Below are 25,482 nucleotides of genomic sequence, written 5' to 3' on the forward strand. Positions count from 1 at the left end.
CGGGCGCGTTCGAGCGAGTCCCCGGACGCCGACGAGCCCGGGACGGGCCGCAGCGTCAGCTCGGTGCGCTCCCCGGAGGCGGCGCCCGGCGCCCACCTGTCCCGGGTCAGCACGAGCGCGAACGCGTACCCGCAGACGACGACGGCGAGCACGGCGATCACGAGCCAACGCAATCCACGGTTCGGGGCGGCCGGCGACATCGGCTGCCACGGACCGTGACCGGCGCCGGGCGGCGGCCACGGGCTGCCCGGTGGTGGCGCCATGCTCATCGGATCGTCCCCCTCATCGCCCGCGAACCGGGTCACACCATTACACCCCGGCCGGCGGGGGTTGGGCGGCGCTGATCCGGCCACCCGGCGGGTGTCAGTCCAGTCGCGCCTGAGTGATCGTGACGTCCTGTGCCGGTGGGCCGTCGTCGGCGCCGTCGGCCACACCGTCGGCCGCGATCTCGTCGAGCGTCGCCAGACCGGTCGCGTCGACGGTGCCGAACACCGTGTAGGTCGGCGGCAGCCGGGAGTCGTCGTAGATCAGGAAGAACTGGCTGCCGTTCGTGCCGACACCGGAGTTCGCCATCGCCACCGTCCCGCGCGGATAGACCACCGCCTGCTTCAGCGCCGGATCGGACAGCCGGTACTGGTTGGTGGGGTACTCGTTCGGGAAGCGGTAGCCCGGCCCGCCCTCGCCGGTGCCCGACGGGTCGCCGCACTGCAGGACCTTCAGCACCGGCGAGTTCGTCAGCCGGTGACACGTGGTGCCGTCGAAGAAGCCCTGCTGGGCCAGGCTGGCGAAGTTGTTCACGGTGCACGGCGCCTCGGCGTTGTGCAGCGTCAGACCGATGTTGCCGCGGCTGGTCTCGATGCCTGCGCCGACCGTCGCCGGATCGGTGGGCACCCGGCCGCTCCGCGGCGCGGCGGCCTTCTTGCTCGCCGGAGCCGGCGTCGCGGGGTACTGGCAGTTGGTGCCCAGCGGCTGTGGCGGGTCGAACGCAGGCAGTTCCTGCGCGGGTGGCGGTGGAGCGGCGGTGTAGACCGGGCCGCTCGGCCGGTTATCGATCCCCTGGGACAGCGCGACGAGGAACAGCACCATGAGCACGAGGAAGACGATGCTCAGCGCGGTCGCGACGTAGCCGACGATCAGGCCGGTGAGTGCCAGGCCGCGGCCGTCCTCCCCGGTGCGCTTGATCTGCGCCAGCGATATGTGGCCGAAGATGATGCCGAGCGGCGCGAACAGGAACGCACACACCAGCGCGGCGATCGCCATCCCGTTGGTGGAGCGGGGCGGCGGTGCGGGGTAGGGCGGATACCCGCCGTAGGGCGGCGGCGCGGTCACGTGGCGTGTGCCGGACTCAGTCGAGCAGTACCGAGGTGACCTTCACCTCGTTGGTCGGCGCGCCGTCGTCGGCTCCGCGTTCTCCGGGAACGACGCCCGCGCCGGCGATCTTGTCGAGGGTGGCCAGACCGGTCTCGTCGATCTTGCCGAACACCGTGTAGTTCGGCGGCAACTGGGAGTCGCCGTAGACCAGGAAGAACTGGCTGCCGTTGGAACCCGGCGCGCCCGTGTTGGCCATCGCCAGGGTGCCGCGCGGGTAGACCACCGGACTCTGCAGCGCCGGGTCGTCGGGCTGGAACTGGTTGGTCGGGTACTCGTTGTCGAAGCCGTAGCCCGGTCCGCCGGTGCCCTTGCCGGTCGGATCGCCGCACTGCAGCACCTTGAGGCCTTCGCTGGCGGTCAGCCGGTGGCACACCGTGTTGTTGAAGTAGCCCTGCTGCGCAAGACTGGCGAAGCTGTTGACGGTGCACGGCGCCTTGGCGTTGTCGAGCACCAGGCCGAGGTTGCCCTGATTGGTGGTCATGCTGACGCTGACCTCCGCCGGGTCGGTGGGCACCTCACCTGCGCGCGGCGGGTTGACCTTCTTGCTCGCCGGCTCCTGGGTGACCGGGTACTCGCAGTTCGAGCCCAGCCCGGCGGGTGCGGCGAACGGCGGCAGCTGGGGCAGGCCCTCTGCCGACGGCGCCGGTGCGGCCGAGGTGGTGGAGCTGCTCGGGGCGGCCGAGGCGGTGTCTGCGTCCGAGTCGTCCTTCAGGAAGAGGAAGCCGAAGACCGCGGCGCCGACGACGACCAGGACGCCGACCACCGCTCCGATGATCATGAGCTGACGGCGCCTGCGCTCCTGTTGTGCCCGCCGCTCCAGCTGTCGCTCGAGCTTGCGCTTGGCCGCTGCACGTCGTTGTTCGTTGGTGGGCACCGCCGGTAGTCCCTTCTCGCATCCGCCCGCTGTCGCGTCCGGTCGGCACCGAGTGTGCCAAAGCGAGCTGAGTGCGCGGTGAACGACCCACGGGATCGGCGTGCGCGATCGGGCATGGGAAACTCGTGGTCGTGTTGATCACCGGTTTCCCCGCGGGCATGTTGCAGTGCAACTGCTACGTGCTGGCCCCGCGGCCGGGATCGGACGCGGTGATCGTCGACCCGGGCCAGCGGGCGTTCGGCCCGTTGCGCCGCATCCTCGACGAACACCGCCTCACCCCGGCGGCGGTGCTGCTGACCCACGGCCACATCGACCACATCTGGTCGGCGCAGAAGGTCGCCGACATGTACGGCTGCCCGGCGTTCATCCATCCCGAGGACCGGTACATGCTGACCGACCCGGTGAAGGACTTCACCTCCGGCTTCCTCGGCGGTCTGGGCCGGATGGCGTTCGGCGCCGTGTTCCGCGAACCGCGGCAGGTGATCGAACTCGACGCCGACGGCGAGAAGCTCGACCTCGGCGACATGGTGGTGACCGTCGACCACACCCCGGGCCACACGCGGGGTTCGGTGGTGTTCCGGCTCGAGGGCGACGCCACCGAGGTGGCGCTCACCGGCGACACGCTGTTCCGCCGGTCGGTGGGCCGCACCGACCTGCCCGGCGGCAGTGGCCGCGACCTGCTGGGCTCGATCCTGACCAAACTGTTGGTGCTCGACGACGCCACCGTGGTACTGCCGGGCCACGGCGAGAAGTCCACGATCGGCGACGAGCGCCGCACCAACCCGTTCCTCAGAGGCTGACAACGTGACGGATCCGTCTGCTTTCCAGGCGCCCAAGGGCGTCCCGGACTACCTGCCGCCCGAGTCGGCGGGGTTCGTCGCCGTGCGCGACGGCCTGCTCGCGACGGCGCGGCGCGCCGGATACGGCGACGTGGAGCTGCCGATCTTCGAGGACACCGCGCTGTTCGCCCGCGGCGTGGGGGAGTCGACCGACGTGGTGTCCAAGGAGATGTACACCTTCGCCGACCGCGGCGACCGGTCGGTGACGCTGCGGCCCGAAGGCACCGCCGGCGTCATCCGCGCGGTCATCCAGCACCGGCTCGACCGCGGCGCGCTGCCGGTGAAGCTGTGTTACTCGGGGCCGTTCTTCCGGTACGAGCGCCCGCAGGCCGGCCGGTACCGGCAGCTGCAGCAGGTCGGCGTGGAGGCCATCGGCGTCGACGACCCCGCGCTGGACGCCGAGGTGATCGCGATCGCCGACACCGGCTTCCGGTCGCTGGGCCTCGACGGCTTCCGGCTCGAGCTCACCTCACTGGGCGACGACACCTGCCGTCCGCAGTACCGGCAGCTGCTGCAGGAGTTCCTGTTCGAGCTCGACCTCGACGAGGAGACCAGGCGCCGCGCCGAGATCAACCCGCTGCGGGTGCTCGACGACAAGCGGCCGCACGTCCGGGAGATGACGGCCGACGCGCCGGTGATGCTCGACCACCTCTCCGAGAGCGCCAAGCAGCACTTCGAGACCGTGCAGACGCACCTGCAGGCACTCGGCGTGCCGTATGTGGTCAACCCGCGGATGGTGCGCGGTCTGGACTACTACACCAAGACCACGTTCGAGTTCGTGCACGACGGGCTCGGCGCCCAGTCGGGGATCGGCGGCGGCGGGCGCTACGACGGCCTGATGCGCCGGCTCGGCGGGCAGGACGTGTCCGGGATCGGCTTCGGGCTCGGGGTGGACCGCACGCTGCTGGCGCTGCAGGCCGAGGGCAGGCAGGTCGGACGGGCACGGGCGGTCGACGTGTTCGGGGTGCCGCTGGGGGAGCGGGCCAAACTCCGGCTCGCTGTGCTGGCCGCCGAACTGCGCGGCGCCGGGGTGAGCGTCGACCTGGCCTACGGCGACCGCGGGCTCAAGGGCGCGTTGCGCGCTGCTGACCGGTCGGGTGCGGTGCTCGCGCTGGTCGCCGGTGACCGGGACATCGATGCGGGCACCGTCGGCGTCAAGGACCTCGCCACCGGCACGCAGGTCGACGTGCAGCTCGACGCCGTGGTCGCCGACGTCCTGACCCGCCTGGGCTGACTTACTCGTCGACCGTGCGGCGTGTCGCCGCTTGGCGGGTAGGTAGACAACGACACGCCGCACACTCGGTGGACGTCACTGCCCGCCGGAGGTGGCGGCACCGATGTCGAGTGACTCACCGTCCTCGCCGCCCACCTCCACGACGGGATCGTCGCGGTCGTCGAACTCCAGGCGCAGCGCCCGCGACATGATCGCGTGCATGACGTACATCGTCGTCGTGTAGCTGAACTCGAGGATCTCCTGGTCGGTGAACACCTCGCGCAGTTGGGTGAACAGCGTCTCGGGGACCCGGCCCTGCTGTCCGGCAAGGCAATCGGTGTACGCCAGCAGCAGCCGCTCGGTGTGGTCGTAGCAGTCGGCGGTCTGCCAGGACGGGATGGCGGCGATCTTCTCCTCGGACAGCCCCGCCGACCGGCAGGCCTTGCAGTGCTGGGAGAAGACGAATTGGCTGCCCACCACCCAGCCGGCCCGGATCTGACCGAGCTCGCGGTGGTCGGCGCGGATGCTGACCTCTTCGCGGTACAGCCGGAACCCGCGCACGGCGTGCCGCAGGGCGGCGGGGGACTGGGCGAACACCGTCCACCAGTCGCCGGTGGTGCCGCCGACGGTGCCGGCTTCGGCCACCGGGTCGCGGTCGCCGAACATGAAGTCGTACATGTTCAGCGTGAACTGGTCGCGGACCTCCGCGCGTGGAACCTGTTTCAGGCGGGGCATTCTGGCGTCCTTTCAGCGGTCGAGCTGCCGGCGAAATCGGCGCCAGGTGCGGACGCCGGACAGCACCAGCTCGGCGAAGGTGTCGCCGATCTGGGCGAGGGTGTTGCGTCCGCCGGGGGCGTACCAGCGGTGGATCCAGTTGTGCATCCCGAGGATGCCGAGCAACACCAGCCGGGAGTCGAGATCGCTGCGGAAGGCGGCGCGGCGTTCGGCGCGTCGTCGGGCGTTGTCACTCTCGGGGCGTGCGGCTGAGATTCTCGGGCCTCCGTCCTGGCCGGGTCGTCGCGTTGCCAAGGTACGCCCGAACAACCTGAGCTGACGCCCCGTTCGCGAGAATCTTCCACCCGCACCGGCCGTCGCGGTAGGGTCCGTTCACCGACCCGCCGGAGGTGCCATGTCGCTGATCGCGCTCGAGGAGCACTACGCGTGGGATCCGGCCAGCACCGGCAACGTGGTGGGCACCTGGCTGCAGACTCACGACAGCGTGGCCCACGACAGGCTGTACGACCGTGGCCCGCTGCGGCTGGAGCAGATGGACGCCGCGGGCATCGACTTCCAGATCCTGTCCCTGTTCGATCCGGGCGTCCAGCAGGAGGACGACGTCGCGCGCGCCGTCGAGTTGGCGCGCCTGGCGAACGACGACCTGGCCGAGACGGTGCGTGAAAATCCAGATCGCTTCGGTGGTTTCGCCACCCTCGCGACGCAGGATCCCCGCGCCGCGGCCGATGAGCTTCGGCGATCCGTGGTCGATCTGGGTCTCGTCGGTGCCCTGGTCAACGGGCACAGTCGCGGGCGGTATCTCGACGATCCCGCCTACGAGGACCTTTTCGGCGAGGCCGAGGCGCTGGGGGTGCCGATCTACCTGCACCCCACCACGCCGCACCCGGCGGTGATGGACGCCTGGTTCGCTCCCTACGTCGACGCCGGGCTGCACCTCGCATCGTGGGGCTTCGCCGTCGAGACCGGAACACACCTGCTGCGGCTGATCTATTCGGGTCTGTTCGACAGGTTCCCAGGGCTGCAGATGGTCATCGGCCACCTCGGGGAGATGCTGCCGTTCGCCGCGTACCGCATCGACCGCTACTACGGGCTCGGCGGCTTGGAGTCAGCTCGCCGGCTTCAGCACCTGCCGTCGGAGTACCTGCGCCGCAACGTCTTCGTGACGACCAGCGGCAACTTCTGCCCTTCGGCGTTCGCGTGCACGCTGGAGGTGATGGGTGCCGACCGGGTGATGTTCTCGGTCGACTACCCGATGGACGACAACCGTGCCGGGGCCGAGTTCCTCGCCGCGTTCCCGATGGACGACGCCACTCGGCGCAAGGTCAGTTGCGGAAATGCGTTGCGGCTGTTCGGTTCCCGCCTGCCCGCACGGCTGGGCTGATCACAGCGCGAACACCTGGCCGTCCCTGGCGACGGTGACCGGACCCTTGTAGTGCTTGCCGATCGCCGCGAGCCACTGCGAATCGGGCAGATCGGTCGGGGAGTAGTGGCTCAGGACGAGGTGTCGGGCGTTCGCCGCGGCTGCGACCTCACCGACCTGCTCGGCGGAGGTGTGGGACCGCACGAGGTAATCCGGCGGAAACCTGTCGTGGTAGTACGCGTCGTCGAGGCTGAATTGTGCCTCGTGCACCAGGATGTCGGTATCACGGGCCAGTTCCACCAGGTTGTCGGACTTGGTGGTGTCACCGGAGAACGTCACGGAGACAGGCATCTTCGTCATGTCGAAGCGAAAGCCGAACGCCGGGTACACGTCGTAGTGCGAGACCAGCGTCGCGGTGACGGTCACGTTGTGGTCGGACATGACGGGGAAGGGCGCCGTTCTGGGTGACCTGTCGGTGTGACTGGAGCCCGGTGGCACCGCGATCTCGTGCACCTCGATCAGGTCTTCGATGTCGACGGTGCCCATGTCGCGGATGAAGATGTTGCTGGTGTAGGCGTAGGCCTGCAGGAGCGCCCGGCTCGTCGCCGCCAGACCCGGCGTGGGGTCGGCGGGGTTGACGGTGGCCGGCTGCGGGTCACCGACCTCGCTGGGCGGCAGGCCGCCCGCCGGCCCGGGTCCGTAGACGCGCACCGCCGCCTTGCCTTTGGCGGCGGTGTATCCGCCGGAGAGGAAGAAGCTGTAGTAGTCGACGATGTGGTCGGTGTGCAGGTGGGTGATGAACATGCTCTGCAGGTCGTCGAATCGGAAGCCCGCGTTGGTGAACGCGTTCAGTGAGCCCAGTCCGCAGTCGATCTGGTAGACGTCGGAGCCGATCTTCAGTGCCGACGAGACGCCGGTCTTGTGCGGAACGGGTGGTGGCCCCGCTTGCACACCCAGTGTGACGAGGGCGTTCTCGGGCAGCGTCTGAGCCAGTGGCGGCGCTGCCGAACCGAGGCCCGCCGAGCCGACGGCGGCAGCGCCGATGACCGCCGACATCGACGCCGTGATCATGGCGCGGCGTGACAGCGCGGACAGTGGCTCCGAGCACCCGCAACCGTCGGCCATGAGCGTGATGCTAGGTCACAGCCGGGCGGCCGTGACCCGAACGTCGACAGCCGCGACCGGCAAGCGTTCACCGCTCGGTGTGCACGAGGGCCGTCAGCACCCCGTCGAGCTTGCCGACACTGTTGAACGGCGTGCCGCGCAGCAGATCCCGTGCACCGCCGGGAGTGACCGCCACGAGCTTGGACGCGCTCGACGTCATCTGCATCCTGCGTTCGAAGCGGACCTGGTCGAGCGGTGCGACGACTTCGCCGTCCGCGTCGAGGTACACCCGGTGTCTGCGGTCGAACACGGCCACCGGTCGCATCGTGCTCAGCGGCATCGACCGGGCCCGCTGGATGGATGCGTTGATCCAGTTCATCGCCAGCAGCGACGCCACGCCGATGGCGAAGAAGACGCCGCCGATCACCAACGACCGAAGCGAGATCGTGCCGGTGACGGCCGAGAACAGCGAGACGACGCCGAAACCGCCGAAGACCAGGCTGAAGATCGTCAGGAGCAGCACCATCACCTCGGGTGGGGTGCGGCCACGGTCGATCACCAGGACCTTCGGGCCGTCCTCCGCGACCACGAATCTGCCGGCATCCGCGAGCACTGATGGTTCGGTCACGCGGAGAGTGTGCCCGCTCGACGGGCATGATCGTGCGCGGATGCCCGGATTTCGCGCGTGTCGTCCGACAAACTCCCCACATGGCGGAGGTGTCCCCGGCACGCTCGCGGGTAAACCCGAGCTAGATGGCCATCGCGGCGCGTACGTCGGCCTCCGATGCCGATCCGCCGGTGCCGCTCGATGTGACCCGGCCGGCCTCCACGATGTAGTAGCGCTGCGACGACTCGAGGGCGAAACCGATGTGCTGCTCGACCAGCAGCACGCCGAGATCGCCCCGCCCGGTCAGCGCGGTGATGGCCGCCTCGATCTCGGCCACCACCGACGGCTGGATACCCTCGGTCGGCTCGTCGAGGATGAGGCAGGTGGGTGACGTGATGAGAGCACGGGCGATCGCCAACTGCTGACGCTGCCCACCGGACAGCAGACCCGCCCGCCGGGTCAGCAGTTCTTTCAGCGCGGGGAACAGGTCGAGTTGCTCGTCGATCAGTTGCCTGCCGTTCTTGCGTCCGTCCGCGACAACCTGGAGGTTCTCCGCCGTCGTCAGCTGCCCGAACGACTGCTGACCCTGCGGCACGTAGGCCAGCCCACGCGCCACCCGCGCGCTCGGCCGCAGCTTGGTGATGTCCTCACCGTTGAACACCACCTTGCCCGCAGTGCATTTCAGCAGCCCGACCGCGGCGCGCAGCAGCGTCGTCTTGCCCGCACCGTTGTGGCCCATGACCGCGGCGACCCCGTCGGACGGCACCTCCAGGCTGACGCCGTGGATGACCTCCGACCGGCCGTACCCGGTGCGGACGTCGATGAGTTCGAGCATCAGTCGCCAACTTCCTCGATCAGTTCGTCCGGTATGCCCTCGGCGCCCGCCGCGGCGGTGCCGAGGTACACCTCCTGCACCTTGGGGTTGGCCTGGACCTCGGCCACCGAGCCCTCGGCGATCACCTGGCCACGCGCCAGCACCGTGACCGAGGTGGCGAAGGCGCGCATGAAGTCCATGTCGTGCTCGACGACCACCACGGTGCGCTCACCGCCGATGCGGCGCAGCAGGTTTCCGGTCTCCTCGCGCTCCTCGGTGCTCATCCCGGCCACCGGCTCGTCGAGCAGCAGCACGTCGGCGTTCTGCACGAGCAGCATGCCGATCTCCAGCCACTGCTTCTGTCCGTGTGCCAGCACCCCGGCCGGCTTGCCCGCCAGGTCGGCCAGGCCGATGGTCTCCAGGGCCTCCTCGATGGCCGGCAGCACGCCGGACCGCCGGCGCAGCAGCGTCCACGGTGAGCGGCCCGCGCCCGCCGCGATGTCCAGGTTCTGCAGCACCGTGAGCTGTTCGAACACGCTGGCCGTCTGGAAGGTGCGCCCGACCCCCCGCCTGGCGATCTGGTGCACCTTCTTGCCGAGCAGTTCCACCCCCGACTTGTTCACCGAACCCGAGGCGGCCACCAGGCCGGTGATGGCGTCGATCACCGTGGTCTTCCCGGCGCCGTTGGGCCCGATCAGAAATCGCAGGTCGCCCTGGAACAATGTCAGGTCGACGTCGCTGACCGCCTTGAACCCGTCGAAATCGACTGTCAGTCCGCGCACTTCGAGGTACTCGGTGCCCATGCCGACGTTTCCGCCCGCCACCGGCTGCGACTGTGCCTGCGCGGTGGTCATGTCGGGGCTCCCACTCTGGTGTCGGATTCGGGCTCGTCGACCTGTTCTGCGGGCGCCGGATCCCCTCGTGGCGCTTCGGGTCTGCGCCGCCGGGAGCGCCGGGCCAGGACGCTGAGGCCGGCGAAGCCGGCCGGGAAGAAGCCGACCACGACGATGAACAGCAGGCCCTGGGCGTAGATCCACTCCGACGGAAAACGTTCGGAGAACACCGTCTGCGCCCACGCCACCCCGATCGCGCCGAGCACGGGGCCCAGCAGCGTGGTGCGGCCGCCGATCGCCACGCCGATCAGGAACGCGATCGACGGCAGGATCCCGACCTGAGACGGCGCGATGAAACCGACTATCGGGGTGAACAGAGCACCCGCGATGCTCGCGAACAGCGCCGCCACGGTGTACGCCACCACCTTGATGTTGGCCGGGTCGTAGCCCAGGAAGCGCACCCGCTCCTCACCGTCACGCACCGCCACCAGCAGTTCGCCGTAGCGGCTCTGCATCAACTGGCGGACCACGGCCACCACGACCAGCAGTGTGGCCGCAGCGATGAAGAACAGCATCCGCCGGTTCACCGGGTCGTTGAGCGTGAACCCGAAGAATGTGCGGAAGCCGCTGAGCCCGTTGCTGCCACCGAGACTCGTCTGGCCGACGAGCAGGATGGCCAGCGCCGCCGCAAGCGCCTGCGACAGGATCGCGAAGTACGCGCCCTTGACGCGGCGCTTGAACACCCCGAGGCCGAGCGCGGCGGCGATTGCCGCGGGCACCACGACGATCGCCAGCAGAGTGAACGCCGGCGAGGCGAACGGCGCCCAGTAGGAGGGCAATTCGCGCACGCCGGCGATCTGCATGAAGTCCGGCACATCGTCGCCGCGGATCTGCGCATCGGCGATCTTGAGGTGCATGCCCATCATGTAGCCGCCGAGGCCGAAGAACACGCCCTGGCCCAGCACGAGCATTCCGCCGCGGCCCCAGGCCAATCCGATGCCGACGGCCACGATCGCGAAGCACAGGAACTTGCCGAGCAGGCCGAGCCGGAAGTCCGAGAGCACGGCGGGCGCCAGGACGAACAGCACGAGCGCCGCGACTGCGAAGGCCGCCCACGTCTGCCACCGTCCGATGAATGTCTTCATACGAGACTCCTGGTGCGGACGGTGAACAGGCCCTGCGGGCGGACCTGCAGGAAGATGACGATGATCACGAAGACGATCACCTTGGCCAGCGACGCGGTCGTGTTGTACTCGATGAACGAGTTCAAGAAGCCCAGCGCCAGCGCCGCGATCACGGTGCCCTTGATCTGACCCAGCCCGCCCACGACCACCACCAGGAACGCGTCTATCAGGAAGCTCTGCCCGATGGTGGGGCTGGTGGAGCCGATCAACGTCAGCGCGACACCGGCCACCGAGGCCAGCCCCGAACCGATGAAGAAGGTGGTGATGTCGGTCTTGCGCGAGGAGATCCCGCTCGTCTCCGCGAGGTCGCGGTTGGCCACCACCGCGCGGATGCGCCTGCCCATCGGGCTGGCCTTGAGCAGGGTGGCGAGCACGGCCACACAGGCGACCGCGAGCACCAGGATGAAGATCCGCGTTCTCGGCACCACGGCGCCGAAGATCTCCACCCCACCCGACAGCCACGCCGGGGCCACCACGTTGACCGCGGGGGCGCCGAAGATGTCGCGGGCCACCTGCTGCAGGACCAGTCCGACGCCGAACGTGACCAGCAGGGTGTCCAGTGGCCGGTGGTACATCCGCTGGATCAGCGTCACCTCGAGCAGGGCGCCCATCGCGCCGCCCACCACGAATCCGACCGCCAGCGAGATCAGCAGCGAGGCACCGGCGCTGGTGACGAGCTGCTGCACCACGTAGGCGGTGTAGCAGCCCGCCATGATGAACTCGCCGTGGGCCATGTTGATGACCCCCATCTGACCGAAGGTCAGCGAGAGCCCGAGTGCGGCCAGCAACAGGATCGAGCCGAGGCTCAATCCCGTTGCCAGCTGTCCGATCAGGACGTCCACAGGATCAGCTGGACAGGCCGGCGGCCCACGGATAGGACTTCAGGTACGGGTCCGGCTCGATCGGGCCCGGCGACTCCCAGATCGTGTAGATCAGCCCGTCGGGCCGGATCTCGCCGATGCGGGCGGTCTTGGTGATGTGGTGGTTCTCCCCGTCGATGGTGACCTTGCCCTCCGGTGCGTCGAAGGAGACACCGCCCGCGCTGTCCTGAATGGCCTTGACGTCGAACGACTTCGCCTTCTCGACGGTGTTCTTCCACAGGTAGACCGACACGTAGGCGGCCTCCATCGGATCCGAGGTGGGCTTGTTCGCGCCGTAGGCCTTCTTGTAGGCCGCCACGAACGCCTTGTTCACCGGCGTGTCGATGGTCTGGTAGTAGTTCCATGCGGTGAGCTGCCCGGTGACGTTCTGCACACCGATGCCGCCGACCTCCTCCTCGGCGATCGACACCGACACCACCGGCATCGCCTGCGGGGTCAGCCCGACGTTCTTGTACTCGCGGAAGAACGCCACGTTGGAATCGCCGTTGAGCGTGTTGAACACCGCGTCCGCGTCGGCGGTGCGCACCTTGTTGACGATCGTCGAGAAGTCCGTCGAGCCGAGCGGGGTGTAGTCCTCGCCCTTGATCTCGATGCCGTTGGCGCCGGCGTAGGCCTTGATGATCCGGTTGGCGGTCTGCGGGAACACGTAGTCGCTACCGACGAGGTAGAGCGACTTGACGCCGCGCTGCTTGAGGTAGTCCAGCGCGGGGACGATCTGCTGGTTGGTGGTGGCGCCGGTGTAGAAGATGTTCTTGCTCGATTCGAGGCCCTCGTACTGCACCGGGTAGTACAGCAGTGAGTTGGCGCTCTCGAAGACCGGGAGCATCGCCTTGCGGCTCGAGGACGTCCAGCCGCCGAACACCGCGGCCACGCAGTCACTGCTGATCAGCTTCTCGGCCTTCTCGGCGAAGACGGTCGGTTCGGACGCGCCGTCCTCCCCGATGAGCTGGATCTGCTTGCCGGACACACCGCCTGCGGCGTTGATCTCGTCGACCGCGAGCTTGATGGCATCGCGGACGGTGACCTCGGAGATGGCCATCGTGCCCGACAGCGAGTTCAGCGACCCCACCTTGATGGTGGGACCCGAGGTGTCCACGCAGGATTCGGCGCTGGCCGCCTCGGTGTCGCCGGCACGGGTGCCGCAGCCCGCCAGCACCATCGCGGTGGCCAGCGCGATGCTTCCCGTCGCCAGGGCGGACCTGGTGAACGCAGCACGTCGAGGTAGTCGCATGAACAGCCTTTCGTCATGTCAACTGCGGTCTCACCGAAATCTCTCTGTCGGGGAACACGCAGGTGGGGCACCGTGGCGGTGTCGAATCGGCACGTTAGAGCGCTGGTGTTTCTTCGGAATGTCGCCGTGTGACGAACCGGTTAACCTGTTGGTCAGCGTGTGTTGTCCTGTCCGACACCGGGTACCGCGCGCGGCTGTAACGGTCGGGTAGCCTGCGTCGATGTGACGGACATGCGAACAGCGACGATGCGGATCGGGGCGGCACTCGTGGTGGCGGCCGCGGGATGTGCGGTGAGCCAGGCGACGTCGGTCGCGCAGCCGGCAGGGCAGAAGGTTGTCTATACCCTCGCGGTGGCCGGGCCCGCCGACTTCACGCTGACCTACCTGACCGCCCAACCGCCCAGCATGGCCGCCTACAACGCCGACGCGTACGCCTACATCAAGCGCGACAAGCTCACCATCGCACCGGGCGCGCCGTGGGTGTTCGAGACGTCGCTCGAGGACCCGCAGTGGGCGTTCCTCCAGGTGAGCAGCGCCACCCGCGGCGGCGTCGCGGCGCCGAACGCGCACTGCGAGGTCACCGCCGACGGCCAGGTCATCGTCGCGCAGGACCACCCCTACAGCCCGCAGTGCTTCGGGACGCAGTGGTAGCGCGGTAGCCGCTCAGCCCGCGAAGACGCACCCAGGCCTGCTCGCCCGGCGGTCCCGTTTCGGGCACCGGGTCAGGGGTACCCCGGGTCGATGACCTCTCCCGTCCCGGCCACAGACGTCACGATCGAGGTCGACGGCCGAACGCACACCGTGCGGATCGACAACCGTGTCACGCTGCTCGACCTGTTGCGTGAACATTTGCATGTCACATCGCCGAAGAAGGGGTGTGATCACGGGCAGTGCGGATCGTGCACCGTGCTGCTCGACGGCCGCCGGGCGATCAGCTGCCTGACGTTCGCCGTCGCGCAGGATGGCGCGCGGGTGACCACGGCCGCGGGGCTGCCGGAGGGGGACGCGCTGCACGAGATGCAGGAGGCGTTCGTCGAACAGGACGCGTTCCAGTGCGGGTACTGCACGCCGGGTCAGATCTGCTCGGCGGTGGCGGTGCTCGACGAGGTGAAGGCCGGCCAACCCAGTTTCGTCACCGAGAACCTGGAGGCCGACCCGGAGCTCACCGACGAGGAGATCCGTGAGCGCATGAGCGGAAACCTCTGCCGCTGTGCGGCGTACCCCAACATCGTCGCCGCGATCCGGCAGGCGGCGAACCCGTGATCCCATTCACCTACCAGCTCGCCGACAGCGCCGAAGACGCCGTACGGACTCTCGCCGGGCGCAGCGATGCGGTCTTCCTCGGCGGCGGGACCAATCTCGTCGACCACATGAAACTCGGTGTGGTGGCGCCGAAGCTGGTGGTCGACATCAGCCGTCTGCCGCTGACCGGCATCACCCCGACAGCCGACGGCGGGCTGCGCATCGGCGCGAACGAGCGCAACACCGAGGTGGCCGTGGACCCCGTCGTCCGCAGCCGGTACCCGGCGCTGGCACGCGCGACGCTGTCCGGTGCGACCGGGCAGTTGCGCAACCTCGCCACGACCGGCGGGAATCTGCTGCAGCGCACGCGGTGTGTGTACTTCCAGGACGTCACGACGCCGTGCAACAAGAGGGAGCCGGGCACCGGCTGCTCCGCCCTCGGCGGCTACGTGCGCTATCACGCCATCCTCGGCTCATCCGAACACTGTGTGGCGGTGCATCCGTCCGACATGGCGGTGGCGCTGGCGGCATTGGACGCCGTCGTGGTGGCGCTCGACCCGGACGGTGAGCACCGCATCCCGGTCACCGACTTCTACCGGATGCCCGGCGACCACCCCGAGCGCGACACCGTGCTGCCCGACGGCGCGCTGATCACCGCTGTCGAACTGCCGCCGCCACCCGAGCGGGCGCGGTCGGAGTACCGCAAGGTGCGTGACCGGGCGTCCTACGCGTTCGCGCTGACCTCGGTGGCCGCCGAGTTGGTGGTCGACGACGGAATCGTGAGCTCGGCGCGGATCGCACTGGGAGGAGTGGCGCACGGGCCGTGGCGCGCCCAGGCCGCCGAACGGTCCCTGATCGGCGCGGCGGCCACCGAGGCGAACTACGCTCGCGCAGCGGCCGTCGAGCTCGAGCAAGCAAAACCCTTACAGGGCAATGAGTTCAAGATCGGACTCACCCGCGGCGCGATCACGGCGACACTGCTGGCGCTGGGGGGTGAGGGCGCATGACCGCCATGGACATCAACGCCATCGGCACACCGGTGCGCCGTCTCGACGGGCGTGCGAAGGTCACCGGCACCGCACCGTATGCGTTCGAGCATGCGGTGGCGCAGCCGCTGTACCTGCATCCGGTACAGACCACGGTGACCCGTGGCCGGGTGACCGCCATGGACGTCGCCGCGGCACTCGACCTGCCCGGTGTGGTTGACGTGCTGACCGTGTTCGACGCGCCTGCGCTGGCCGACGACTCCGACGGCGAACTGTCGATACTGCAGGGCACCGAGGTGCACTTCCGCGGGCAACTCATCGGCGGGGTCGTCGCTGAGACCGCGGAGACGGCACGACAGGCCGCCGGTCTGATCGGCGTCCAGTACGACGTCGAGGACCATGACACCGAACTGCGCGTCGACGATCCGAAGCTGTACACGCCCGAGAAGGTCAACCCGTCCCACCCGCCGGACACCGCGGAGGGCGACGTCGAGGCCGCTCTGACTGCCGCCGACCATGTCGTCGATCAGTGGTACTCGACGCCGATCGAGCACAACAACCCGATGGAACCGCACGCCTGCATCGCGATCTGGGAGAGCGGCCCGCGCGTGACGCTCTACGACTCGATCCAGGGCACGCACGCGGCGCGGAAGACCCTCGCCCCGCTGTTCGGGCTGGGACCCGAACAGATGCGGGTGATCTCACCGCACGTGGGCGGCGGGTTCGGCTCCAAGGGGTCGCCGCATGCGCACGAGGTGCTGGCGCTGCTGGCCGCCCAGCGCACCGACGGCCGCCCCGTGAAGCTGGCCGTCACCCGGCAGCAGATGTTCTCCCTCGTCGGGTACCGCACACCGACGCACCAGCGGATCCGCCTCGGCGCCGACCGGGACGGCCGGCTCACTGCCGTTTCCCACGATGCGGTCGAGCTGACCTCGGCGGTGAAGGAGTACGCCGAGCAGACCGCCATCGTCTCCCGGATGATGTACGCCTCGCCGAACCGCAGCACGTCGCACCGGCTGGCCGCGCTCGACGTTCCGGTGCCGTTCTGGATGAGGGCGCCGGGTGAGTGCCCGGGCATGTTCGCGGCGGAGGTCGCCGTGGACGAACTGGCCGCGGCCGTCGGCATGGACCCGATCGAACTGCGTGTCCGCAACGAACCCGACGTCGACCCCGAGGACGGTAAGCCGTGGTCGGGCCGCCACCTGATCGAGTGTCTACAGCGCGGCGCCGACGAATTCGGTTGGGCGCAGCGCGATCCAGCTCCGCGGGCGACGCTGTCGGGGGAGTGGTGGGTGGGCACCGGGGTGGCCGCGGCGGTGTACCCCGCGATGATGATGCCCGGCAACTCCGCCCGGATCTCCTACGCCGGGCCGGATCGCTACGCCGTGGCGATCGGCGCCGCCGACATCGGCACGGGCACCTGGACCACGTTGACCCAGATCGCGGCGGACGCCCTCGGTTGCCCGCTCGCCTCCGTCGAGTTGCAGATCGGCGACACCGACCTGCCCGAGGCGTCGATGGCCGGCGGCTCGTCGGGCATCAACTCCTGGGGACGGGCGATCGTCGCCGCCGTGCGCGCCTTCCGTGAGCAGCACGGCGACGCGCCTGCGGTCGGTGCAGAGGTCACCGCTGAAGCACCGGACAACCCGGAATCCGAGGAGTACAGCATGTACTCCTTCGGTGCGCACTTCGTCGAGGCGCGGGTCAACCGGTTCACCGGCGAGATCCGGGTGTCGAGGATGCTCGGGATGTTCTCGGTCGGCCGGGCGATCAACCCGGCGACGCTGCGTTCGCAACTGATCGGCGGCATGACGATGGGGCTGTCGATGGCGCTGCACGAGGAGAGCGTGCGCGATCACCGCTTCGGCCATGTGGTCACCCAGGATCTGGCGACTTACCACATCAGCGCGCACGCCGACGTTCCGGCGATCGAGGCGCGCTGGCTCGACGAGGTCGACGAGCACGCGAATCCGATGGGCTCGCGGGGTGCGGGGGAGATCGGCATCGTCGGCGCGGCCGCCGCCGTCGTCAACGCCGTGTACCACGCGACCGGTGTGCGGGTCCGCGACCTGCCGGTGATGTGCGACGCGCTACTCGACGTCTGATCGACCGGCGTCCGCGAGCAGGACCGCTGCGCGGATTTCGCGGGCGAGATCGGCGGGCGCTTCGACATGTGCCAGGTGACCCTGCCCCGCGAGCCGGACGACGTTCGCTTGGGGTAACGCTTCGGCGAAGCGGGCGAACGCGGTGCCGTAGGGCGCGTTTCCGTCGTTGCGGGCGCCGAGGATCAGCGTCACCGGCAGGTCCAGTTCCCGGTATCTGTCCAGCGTCGGCCGGTGCGCGTTGATCGCGGCGAGCTCGTCGGCCAGCGGCGCGGCGAGGGGGCGGAGCACCGCCCACGCCGGGCTGCGCCGAAGTTGCGCGACGTACTCGTCGTTGAATCCTGACACGTCGGTGTTGACCAGTGCGACGGCACGGTCGAGGTCCCCGGCGGCCACCGCATCGTGCAGCGGCGCCACCACCTCCGGTGCGAACGGCCGCCCGACGGGTTCGTAGGCGATGAGCGATCGAACCCGATCACACCCGAGTGCGGTCTCCAGCGCGATCAGCGCGCCGTAGCTCCACCCGAAGAGATGGACGTCACCGAGTGTGTCGATGACGTGGCGCAGATCCTCGACCTCGACTCCCACCGAGTACCCGGCTCCCAGCGGGCCGCTGGGAGCCCGCCCGCGGCGGTTGAGGGTGACGACCGGATTCGGGAGGTCGATCGCCTCCACCACGGGTCGCCATGTGGAGGCGTCGGCCATCACTCCCGGGACGATGAGAACGGGTGTGCCAGTGCCGGGTCGGCTCTCGGCGCTCAGGGTCGTCCCCGCGCGACGTAGGTCGAGGGGTCCGAGTTCTGGGGGCAGGGCTGTCATCGTGGTGCAGTTCCGATCGTGAGCAGTGTTCCGGTGTCCCGGGCGTAGAAGTCGTTGCCCTTGTCGTCGATGACGATGAAGGCTGGAAAGTCTTCGACCTCGATCCGTAGAGCGGCTTCCATGCCCAGTTCGCCGTACTCGAGGACTTCGATCGATGTGATGCAGTCATGGGCGAGGCGGGCGGCCGGTCCTCCGACGGATCCCAGGTAGAACCCGCCGTGCTGCTGACAGGAGCGCCGTACTGCGTCCGAACGATTTCCCTTCGCCAGCATCACCAATGATCCGCCGGCGGCCTGGAACTGCTCGACATAGGAGTCCATTCGTCCGGCTGTCGTGGGCCCGAACGAGCCGGATGCCAAGCCGTCGGGCCGTTTCGCCGGTCCTGCGTAGAACACCGGGTATCGACGCAGGTAGTCGGGCATCGGTTCGCCTGCGTCGAGTCGTTCGCGGATCTTCGCGTGCGCGAGATCCCGCGCGACGACCATCGTTCCGGTCAACGACACCCGGGTGCCCACCGGATGAGTGGAAAGTCGCGCGCGGGTGTGCGACAACGAGTCGTTCAGGTCGATGCGTACCGGTTCCGGATCAAGCGCGGTGTTGTCCGCGTCCGGCAGGAACCGCGCAGGATCGGTCTCGAGTCGCTCGAGGAACACCCCGTCGCGAGTCACCTTGCCCAGGACGTGGCGGTCGGCCGCGCAGGACACGGCAAGCGCGACGGGCAACGAGCCGCCATGCCTGGGTAGCCGGATGACGCGGACGTCGTGGCAGAAGTACTTGCCGCCGAACTGCGCACCGATACCGAGCCTCTGCGTCGCACTGAGGACTTGTCGCTCGAAGTCGTGGTCACGGAACCCGTGGCCGGCTGTCGAGCCCGCACTCGGTAAATCGTCGAGGTGGTGTGCTGTCGCCAGTTTGGCCGTCTTGAGCGCGAATTCAGCACTGGTGCCGCCGATCACGACCGCGAGATGATAGGGCGGGCATGCCGAGGTGCCGATCTCGGCGGCCTTGGCGACGACGAAGTCCAGAAGGTTGCCGCTGGACAGGAGTGCGGGGGTCTGTTGGAACAGGAAGCTCTTGTTGGCGCTGCCGCAGCCCTTGGCCATGAACAGGAACCGATAGGTGTCGTCGCCCTCGGCGGAGATCTCGATCTGTGCCGGCAGGTTCGTGCCGGTGTTGCGTTCGTCGAACATCGACAACGGCGCCAGTTGCGAGTAACGCAGGTTGAGTGTGGTGTACGCACGGGCGATGCCACGTGAGAGATGTTCTGCGTCCCGGCCGTCCGTGAGTACGTGGCGACCTCGTGCGGCGTGGATCAACGCAGTTCCGGTGTCCTGACACATGGGTAGGACGCCACCCGCGGCGACGTTCGCGTTGCGCAGAAGTTCCGTGGCGACATAGCGGTCGTTCGGGGAGGCCTCGGGGTCGTCGAGGATCGCCGCGACCTGGCGGAGATGGCTGGTGCGCAGTAGATGTGACACATCGCGGTAAGCCTCGAATGAAAGCTGCTCGAGCACGTCAGGATCCACTTCGATGAATTCGCGTCCGGCGGCGTAGGTGGTGCGGATCGCCTCAGGCCGTAGGTCAAGCCGCCGGTAGGCCGTTCTGTCGGCATCGACCGGCAGCAGCGGCGTATAGGCGACGGTCACCGCAGAGCGCCTTCGACTGCGTCGGCCACGCCGAACATCATGTGTTCCCTGCCCGTTGCGGTGATCAGCTGCAGCCCGACCGGCAGCCCCGACACGCCGCCGACCGGAAGGCTCACAGCCGGCTGCCCGGTGAGGTTCCACGGGCAGGTCAGCGACAGCAAGGCCGACCGCACCTCGACCGCCTCGCCATCGATGACGTGTGCGCGCTGGTCGACATCGGTGGCGACTGTCGGCACGGTCGGCATGGCGATCACGTCGAATCGCCGGAACAGTCCGGCGGTCGCCGAACGCAGTTCGTCGCGTGCGCGGTCGGCACGGAGGTACTCCCACGCGGACATCTGCCGCCCACGAATGAGCCGATCGACGACCTCGGGGTCGATGTCGTCCCGGCGGCCGGTGAGGTCATCGGCATGTTCGGCATAGGCCTCGCTCGCCTGCAGCACGCTGAGGACGGAGAACAATTCGCCGGCCCGAAACGGCAGCCGCACGACGTCGTCGGAAAGGAGTCCCGCGACTTCCAGCGCGGCACGAACCGTCGCGGTGACCGCGGGATCGGTGGGGCCGATGCAGGACGGGTCGAGCCAGCCGACCCGGGCCGGCGCTTTGCCGAGCGGTTGTACTGTCCCGGCCATGACGGCGTACCCGAGTGCGGCGTCCGCAGAGGTGCCGGCGAAGATCCCGACGTGGTCCAAGGATGGCGCGAGTGGGTGAACGCCGCGGGTGGGGATTGCCCCGTACGCGGGCTTGAACCCGACCACTCCGCACAGCGCGGCAGGCACCCGCACTGAGCCCGCGGTGTCCGTTCCTACGGCGAGTGGCACCATGCCCGCAGCGGTGGCCGCGGCGCCACCGCCACTGGATCCGCCGCTGATCTTGGTGGGGTCCGAGGGATTCCGGGACGCGCCGTGTGCCGACCGGTCACCGGTCGCGCCGTAGGCGAATTCGTGCAAGACGTTCTTACCGACGATCACCGCGCCCGCCGCGCGCAGGCGGCGGACGCACTCGGCATCGTGCTCCGCGGGGCGATGCCGGTGCACCTTCGAACCGCGGGTGGTGACCTGGCCGGCGATGTCGATGAGATCTTTGACCGACACCGGGATGCCGTGCAGAGGTCCGCGGTCGCGACCGCGAGCAAGTTCGTCGTCGGCCCTTTCGGCGCCTGCCATGGCGTTGTCTGCGTCAACACTGGTGAAGGCGTTGAGGATCGGGTTGAACCGGGCAATGGCCGCCAGGCTGTGGCCGACCAGTTCCACGCTGGTCACTCTGCGGTTGCGGAGATCCTCGGCGAGCGAGTTGATGTCGCGGTCACGGAAGTATCCGTTCAGCACATCGGTGTCTGCGGTATCGGTCATCGTCAGAATCCTGGAAGTGGTTGCAGGGCAGGGACGATCACTGCGGTGGCGAGAGCCATGGCAGCGACGTTCCCGATGAAGGGATGGAAGTCGGCGGGCAGTCGTGACGAGATCGCGGCGGCCAACGGCGGGCCGAGTGCCGCGCCCAGTGCCGCGCCGGCGAAGATCGAGGCTGGTGTCCCTCCGTATGCCAGCACACAGGCCGGCGCGACCGAGACGACGGGAACGAACGTCGGGTAGAACGGCCGCCGTGACCACTGTCTGCGCCAGAGGAGCACGGCGACGACCGCTGCGAGCGCCTGCGCGGCAAGGATCTGAGGCAGCAGACCCGACCCGTATGCCGGTAGCGCCGGGTCGAGCAGGTATGCCACCACAACACCGGCGATGAGTCCGATGCTGGCCCATTCGCTACCGAAGAACTGGGCCTCCGAGAAGTCTGCCAACCCCCGGCGCAACAGCCAGGCGGGCCCGTGCGTCTCGGCGATCACCGGCGGTTGTGGTTCAGGCTCGCGGCGCAGGTGCGGCAGCGCGGGCAGCCAGGGCAGGTGACGGCAGACCGCGAAGGCGATCACCGCACCCATTGCCATCCCGCCGGTCACGCCGACCACCGGCGGAACACCCAGCCACGGACAGATGACGTCCGCGCCGAGGACCGACAGCGGAGGGGTGACGACGCCGCCGAGGACGCCGCCGGTGAGTACCGTCTTCATGTCGGGGCCGAACATCAGCACGACGGTCGGCGACACCGAGACGAACGGAGCGAACAGCGGCTGCCAGGCGCCGTCGGACATGGTCCAACCCCACATCAGATTGCTGATGGCCACACCGAGCAGCGCACTGGCCAGCATCGGGACCCACAGTCCGGATCCGCAGGCCTGGGCAAACCCCTGCCACCGCCGCCCGCAGGCCTGCAGCCGATGTGCGAGCAGACCACCGGCCAGAAGGCCGAGCCCCGCAAGCGTGCTCCCGTAGAAGTTGGGTTCACCTGCCGCTGAGGCGATGACATCGAGCACCGGGGCGACGTCGGGCAGGCTACCGGTCCACACTAGAGCGGCCAGCAGACAGATGGCGGCGACGAGTGGCCACAGCGCCAGAGCGCCGCTGTGCGGGCGGGTCGACGGTGCGGTCGTCATATCCGCGCCCTACCGGGGAAGCGCCGGGCCGCCGCGGTAGCCGAGCAGCTGATCGTAGAGATCGGTGCGGCGGTCGCGGTGAAGATCGTTGAACTGGTTCCAGATCGCGGCGCCACGAGCGGCCGTGACGTCGATGTCTGCATAGACGATGGTGTCCTCGTCAGGTCCGGCGATCCGGTCGATCGGCCAGCCGTTGGTCCCGGCGATGAGCGAGTTGCCCATGAACCCGGAGGTGCGTTCCGTGCCGATCCGGTCTGCGGTGGCGATGTACACGTTGTTGACGTGCGCAGCCGTCATCGTGAGGTAGGCGGCCATGCACGTGCCGCTGGCGTCGTACAGCGGTGGCGGGGTCCACACCCACCCGGTGGGGATGCAGATGATGTCCGCGCCCTGTTGCGCGACGATGCGCGCGGTCTCGGGGAACCAGATGTCCCAGCACACCAGCAGTCCAATCCGGCCAATCCTGGTGTGGAACACCGGGTAGCCCAGATTGCCGGGGGAGAAGAACAGCTTCTCCTCGTTCCACAGGTGGGTCTTGCGGTACTTACCTACGTAGCCGTCTGGCCCGACGAGGACTGCGGTGTCGAACAGTTCGACGCCGTCGAGTTCGGGCAGGCAGCCCACGATGTAGACGTCGTGTGCGGCGGCGAACTCGACCCAGCCGGCCACGGTCGCGCCGGACGGAACCTCCTCGGCGTGGGCGTAGGCCTCGTCGCGGGAGGCGAATGTGTAGCCGGTGGTTGCCAGCTCGGGCAGGACGATGAGGTTGGCGCCTTCAGCTACCGCGTTGCCGAGGCGCTCGTAGACCGCCTCGGAATTGGCCTTCAGGTTCTCGACCCCGACTTGCGGGTTGAACTGCACGACGGCGACGCGTACGGGGCTGTGCCGGTGGTTCTCTGGCAATCCATCCTGATCAGGCATGACACTCTCTTCTGTCGGTGCAGATGGTGCATTTTCGGGCGTTCGACGCGTCCGAGAATTTTGCCCGAACGTTCGGGCCGAACGTTCGGGCTATACTGCTCCCAGATGTGCGCCACTGTCAAGGGGTGGTCAGACGGGTCCGACACAGCAAACGGGGATGGCGGGATTGGCTAAGCCGAGACAAGCGACACTGCAGTCGATCGCCGACGACCTGGGCCTGCACGTGTCGACGGTGGCGCGGGTGCTCAACGGCATGCGGCAGGGCGAGCGCGCCGCCTCGGGTGCCACCGCCGAGCGAATCCGCGAGCGTGCGGCGGAGGTGAACTACCGGCCCAATCCGCACGCCGCGAGTCTGCGTACGCGCCGGACGAACCTGATCGGTGTGCTGGTGCCGCGGTTGAGCGACGTCGTGCTGGCGACGGTGTACGAGGGCATCGAATCGGCTGCGGCGCAGCAAGGTCTGACGGCGTTCGTGGCGAACACGCAGGATGAACCAACCGGCCAGCGTCAGCGGATCGAGATGATGCTGGACCGCCGCGTCGACGGACTCATCCTCGGTGACGCGCGTGCTGATGACCATTCGGTTCTCGAAGAGCTGACCCGCAGGGAGGTCCCGTTCGTGCTGGTCAATCGCAGCGTCGCGGACTATCCGGCGGCGACGTGCGACAACTGGCTCGGCGGCCGGCTGGCTGCGCAGCACCTGCTCGACCTCGGCCACCGCAGGGTCGGGGTGATCGCAGGGCTCGCGCACGCGAGCACCGGTATCGACCGGCCGGCCGGATTCGTCGAGTGCTTCCGGGAGGCGGGCTTCGAAGTGTTGCCGGAGAACATCGTGTACTCGGGACTGGACAGCCAGGGCGGTCATTTCGCGGCGGATCGGATGCTCGACGGTCCCTCGCCGCCGACGGCGCTGTTCGCGGTGAACGACTTCGCTGCGATCGGCGCGGCCGGCGCCATTCGCAACCACGGGTTGCGGGTCGGCCGGGACGTGTCGCTGATCGGCTTCAACAACATCGCGCTCACCGCCGAGCTGCACGTCCCGCTCACCTCGATCGAGTCGCACGCCTTCGACATGGGGCGCGATGCGGTGCAGCTGCTGGCGAACTCACTCGCGGGGCGGCCTCCGGCTCAGCGCCGGACGACGCCCGTCCTCGTTGTGCGGGAGTCGACCTGCGAGCCGCCTTGACATCTGATCGAACATAAGTTCGAATGGAGAGGTGAGGTGGGACGGACAGGGTGTCGGCGTCGATGACGGAGCGCTGCCGGGCCTGCAGCGCATCGGCTTCGTCCGAAGCGTCCGCACGCCGCAGTTCGACGGCATCACCTTTCACGAGGTGCTGTGCAAGTCGGCGCTGAACAAGGTGCCGAACTCCTCCATGCTGCCGTTCCAGTACACGGTCAACGGCTACCGCGGGTGTTCGCACGCCTGCCGGTACTGTTTCGCCCGCCCCACCCACGAGTACCTCGACTTCGACAACGGCGTCGACTTCGACTCCCAGGTGGTGGTCAAGACCAACGTCGTCGACGTGCTGCGCCGCGAACTGCGCAGGCCGTCGTGGACCAGGGACACGGTGGCGCTGGGCACCAACACCGACCCCTACCAGCGAGCCGAGGGCCGCTATGAACTCATGCCGGGAATCATTGCCGCGCTGACCGATTCGGGGACACCGATGTCCATCCTCACCAAGGGGACACTGCTCCGGCGCGACCTGCCCCAACTGGCCGAGGCGGCGCGGCGGGTGCCGGTGAGCGTCGCGGTGTCGCTCGCGGTCGGCGACCCGGACCTGCACCGCGACGTCGAACCCGGGACGCCCTCGCCGCAGGCCCGGCTCGGTCTCATCGCCGCGATCCGCGACGCCGGGCTGCCGTGCCATGTGATGGTGGCGCCGGTGCTGCCGCATCTGACCGACTCCACCGAGCACCTCGACGGACTGCTCGGGCAGATCGCCGCCGCGGGCGCCGACAGCGTCACGGTGTTCGGGCTGCACCTGCGCGGTTCCACCCGCGGCTGGTTCATGTCGTGGCTGGCGCGCTCACACCCGCATCTGGTCGCGCGCTACCGCGAGTTGTACCGCCGTGGCGCGTATCTGCCCGAGGATTACCGCCGGTCGCTGCACGACCGCGCGGCGCCGCTGATCGCCCGGCACGGTCTGGCCAGGGACCGGCGGGTCACGACGCCGGAGATCGTTCCCCCGGTCGCGGCGGCGCAGCCGGTGCAGGCAACGCTGTTCTAGG

At 68.7% G+C, this 25,482-nt stretch carries 25 protein-coding genes and 1 pseudogene; 9 read left to right on the forward strand and 17 right to left on the reverse strand.

All coding sequences use genetic code 11. The features are described 5' to 3' along the window. The 3 genes and pseudogenes from Q2100_RS10100 to Q2100_RS10110 all read right to left on the reverse strand — a co-directional run. Nucleotides 1–305 (reverse strand): annotated as a pseudogene (locus tag Q2100_RS10100) (hypothetical protein); the annotation flags it as partial. A 58-nt stretch (nt 306–363) separates the two neighbouring features. Beyond that, nucleotides 364–1,329 carry a peptidylprolyl isomerase gene (locus Q2100_RS10105; RefSeq protein ID WP_407667606.1) on the reverse strand — a complete coding sequence of 322 codons (966 nt, stop codon included), beginning with the start codon at nt 1,327–1,329 and terminating at the stop codon, nt 364–366. A gap of 16 nt (nt 1,330–1,345) precedes the next feature. Further along, a complete protein-coding gene (locus tag Q2100_RS10110) occupies nt 1,346–2,245 on the reverse strand; it encodes a peptidylprolyl isomerase (RefSeq protein ID WP_302913938.1) in 900 nt (299 codons plus the stop codon). A 131-nt stretch (nt 2,246–2,376) separates the two neighbouring features. On the opposite strand from Q2100_RS10110, the gene Q2100_RS10115 reads away from it, so the two are divergent. Beyond that, nucleotides 2,377–3,045: an MBL fold metallo-hydrolase gene (locus Q2100_RS10115; protein WP_302913939.1), complete on the forward strand. Its 669-nt coding sequence runs from the start codon at nt 2,377–2,379 to the stop codon at nt 3,043–3,045. Nucleotides 3,046–3,049: 4 nt separating this feature from the next. After that, complete coding sequence (gene hisS, locus Q2100_RS10120; RefSeq protein WP_302913940.1) at nt 3,050–4,318, forward strand: histidine--tRNA ligase; 1,269 nt, start codon at nt 3,050–3,052, stop codon at nt 4,316–4,318. A gap of 75 nt (nt 4,319–4,393) precedes the next feature. On the opposite strand, the gene Q2100_RS10125 is transcribed toward hisS, so the two are convergent. Continuing rightward, nucleotides 4,394–5,032, reverse strand: coding sequence for a carboxymuconolactone decarboxylase family protein (locus tag Q2100_RS10125; protein WP_302913941.1), 639 nt, complete (start codon nt 5,030–5,032; stop codon nt 4,394–4,396). Nucleotides 5,033–5,044: 12 nt separating this feature from the next. Continuing rightward, nucleotides 5,045–5,341 (reverse strand): TetR-type transcription factor C-terminal domain-containing protein, encoded by a 297-nt coding sequence (locus tag Q2100_RS10130; protein WP_328518120.1) that lies wholly within the window; start codon nt 5,339–5,341, stop codon nt 5,045–5,047. An 85-nt stretch (nt 5,342–5,426) separates the two neighbouring features. Here Q2100_RS10130 and Q2100_RS10135 point away from each other — a divergent pair, with 85 nt between their 5' ends. Continuing rightward, nucleotides 5,427–6,413 (forward strand): amidohydrolase family protein, encoded by a 987-nt coding sequence (locus Q2100_RS10135; protein ID WP_302913943.1) that lies wholly within the window; start codon nt 5,427–5,429, stop codon nt 6,411–6,413. Here Q2100_RS10135 and Q2100_RS10140 read toward each other — a convergent pair whose 3' ends face one another. The 7 genes from Q2100_RS10140 to urtA form a co-directional block, all read right to left on the reverse strand. Next, complete coding sequence (locus Q2100_RS10140; protein WP_302913944.1) at nt 6,414–7,517, reverse strand: MBL fold metallo-hydrolase; 1,104 nt, start codon at nt 7,515–7,517, stop codon at nt 6,414–6,416. A 67-nt stretch (nt 7,518–7,584) separates the two neighbouring features. After that, a complete protein-coding gene (locus tag Q2100_RS10145; RefSeq protein WP_302913945.1) occupies nt 7,585–8,124 on the reverse strand; it encodes a hypothetical protein in 540 nt (179 codons plus the stop codon). 121 nt (nt 8,125–8,245) lie between these two features. Next, the gene (gene urtE, locus Q2100_RS10150; protein ID WP_302913946.1) at nt 8,246–8,938 is read right to left on the reverse strand and encodes an urea ABC transporter ATP-binding subunit UrtE; all 693 of its coding nucleotides are present in this window, start codon (nt 8,936–8,938) and stop codon (nt 8,246–8,248) included. Beyond that, nucleotides 8,938–9,771, reverse strand: a complete 834-nt coding sequence (gene urtD, locus Q2100_RS10155; RefSeq protein WP_264010926.1) for an urea ABC transporter ATP-binding protein UrtD — start codon at nt 9,769–9,771, stop codon at nt 8,938–8,940. The genes urtE and urtD overlap by 1 nt, the downstream gene beginning before the upstream one ends. Further along, nucleotides 9,768–10,895 (reverse strand): urea ABC transporter permease subunit UrtC, encoded by a 1,128-nt coding sequence (urtC, locus tag Q2100_RS10160; RefSeq protein WP_302913947.1) that lies wholly within the window; start codon nt 10,893–10,895, stop codon nt 9,768–9,770. The genes urtD and urtC overlap by 4 nt, the downstream gene beginning before the upstream one ends. Continuing rightward, nucleotides 10,892–11,776, reverse strand: a complete 885-nt coding sequence (gene urtB, locus Q2100_RS10165; protein ID WP_302913948.1) for an urea ABC transporter permease subunit UrtB — start codon at nt 11,774–11,776, stop codon at nt 10,892–10,894. The genes urtC and urtB overlap by 4 nt, the downstream gene beginning before the upstream one ends. Before the next feature lie 4 nt (nt 11,777–11,780). Further along, nucleotides 11,781–13,046, reverse strand: a complete 1,266-nt coding sequence (gene urtA / locus Q2100_RS10170; protein ID WP_302913949.1) for an urea ABC transporter substrate-binding protein — start codon at nt 13,044–13,046, stop codon at nt 11,781–11,783. Nucleotides 13,047–13,277: 231 nt separating this feature from the next. On the opposite strand from urtA, the gene Q2100_RS10175 reads away from it, so the two are divergent. The 4 genes from Q2100_RS10175 (at nt 13,278) to Q2100_RS10190 (ending at nt 17,379) form a co-directional block, all read left to right on the forward strand. Next, on the forward strand, nt 13,278–13,697 hold the full coding sequence (locus Q2100_RS10175; RefSeq protein WP_302913950.1) for an Rv2576c family protein: 420 nt from the start codon (nt 13,278–13,280) through the stop codon (nt 13,695–13,697). Nucleotides 13,698–13,787: 90 nt separating this feature from the next. After that, the gene (locus Q2100_RS10180; protein ID WP_302913951.1) at nt 13,788–14,309 is read left to right on the forward strand and encodes a 2Fe-2S iron-sulfur cluster-binding protein; all 522 of its coding nucleotides are present in this window, start codon (nt 13,788–13,790) and stop codon (nt 14,307–14,309) included. Beyond that, the gene (locus Q2100_RS10185; RefSeq protein ID WP_302913952.1) at nt 14,306–15,295 is read left to right on the forward strand and encodes an FAD binding domain-containing protein; all 990 of its coding nucleotides are present in this window, start codon (nt 14,306–14,308) and stop codon (nt 15,293–15,295) included. The genes Q2100_RS10180 and Q2100_RS10185 overlap by 4 nt, the downstream gene beginning before the upstream one ends. Beyond that, on the forward strand, nt 15,292–17,379 hold the full coding sequence (locus Q2100_RS10190) for a xanthine dehydrogenase family protein molybdopterin-binding subunit (protein WP_302913953.1): 2,088 nt from the start codon (nt 15,292–15,294) through the stop codon (nt 17,377–17,379). The genes Q2100_RS10185 and Q2100_RS10190 overlap by 4 nt, the downstream gene beginning before the upstream one ends. Here Q2100_RS10190 and Q2100_RS10195 read toward each other — a convergent pair. The 5 genes from Q2100_RS10195 to Q2100_RS10215 are packed head-to-tail and all read right to left on the reverse strand — an operon-like array spanning nt 17,365 to nt 23,247. Then, complete coding sequence (locus tag Q2100_RS10195; protein ID WP_302913954.1) at nt 17,365–18,195, reverse strand: alpha/beta fold hydrolase; 831 nt, start codon at nt 18,193–18,195, stop codon at nt 17,365–17,367. The genes Q2100_RS10190 and Q2100_RS10195 overlap by 15 nt on opposite strands. Beyond that, nucleotides 18,192–19,841, reverse strand: a complete 1,650-nt coding sequence (locus Q2100_RS10200; protein WP_302913955.1) for a FumA C-terminus/TtdB family hydratase beta subunit — start codon at nt 19,839–19,841, stop codon at nt 18,192–18,194. Before Q2100_RS10200 ends, Q2100_RS10195 begins: the two co-directional genes overlap by 4 nt. Beyond that, entirely contained in the window at nt 19,838–21,193 is a 1,356-nt protein-coding gene (locus Q2100_RS10205; RefSeq protein WP_302913956.1) for an amidase, read from the reverse strand. Before Q2100_RS10205 ends, Q2100_RS10200 begins: the two co-directional genes overlap by 4 nt. A 2-nt stretch (nt 21,194–21,195) precedes the next feature. After that, nucleotides 21,196–22,326 (reverse strand): hypothetical protein, encoded by a 1,131-nt coding sequence (locus Q2100_RS10210; protein WP_302913957.1) that lies wholly within the window; start codon nt 22,324–22,326, stop codon nt 21,196–21,198. Between the two features lie 9 nt (nt 22,327–22,335). Then, nucleotides 22,336–23,247 carry a nitrilase family protein gene (locus Q2100_RS10215; protein ID WP_302913958.1) on the reverse strand — a complete coding sequence of 304 codons (912 nt, stop codon included), beginning with the start codon at nt 23,245–23,247 and terminating at the stop codon, nt 22,336–22,338. Between the two features lie 157 nt (nt 23,248–23,404). Here Q2100_RS10215 and Q2100_RS10220 point away from each other — a divergent pair, with 157 nt between their 5' ends. Next, entirely contained in the window at nt 23,405–24,433 is a 1,029-nt protein-coding gene (locus tag Q2100_RS10220) for a LacI family DNA-binding transcriptional regulator (RefSeq protein WP_407667607.1), read from the forward strand. 31 nt (nt 24,434–24,464) lie between these two features. Beyond that, the gene (locus Q2100_RS10225; protein WP_302913960.1) at nt 24,465–25,481 is read left to right on the forward strand and encodes an Rv2578c family radical SAM protein; all 1,017 of its coding nucleotides are present in this window, start codon (nt 24,465–24,467) and stop codon (nt 25,479–25,481) included. Nucleotide 25,482 lies beyond the last annotated feature (1 nt).

Source organism: Mycolicibacterium arseniciresistens (genome assembly GCF_030519285.1).
Lineage (GTDB): Bacteria > Actinomycetota > Actinomycetes > Mycobacteriales > Mycobacteriaceae > Mycobacterium > Mycobacterium arseniciresistens.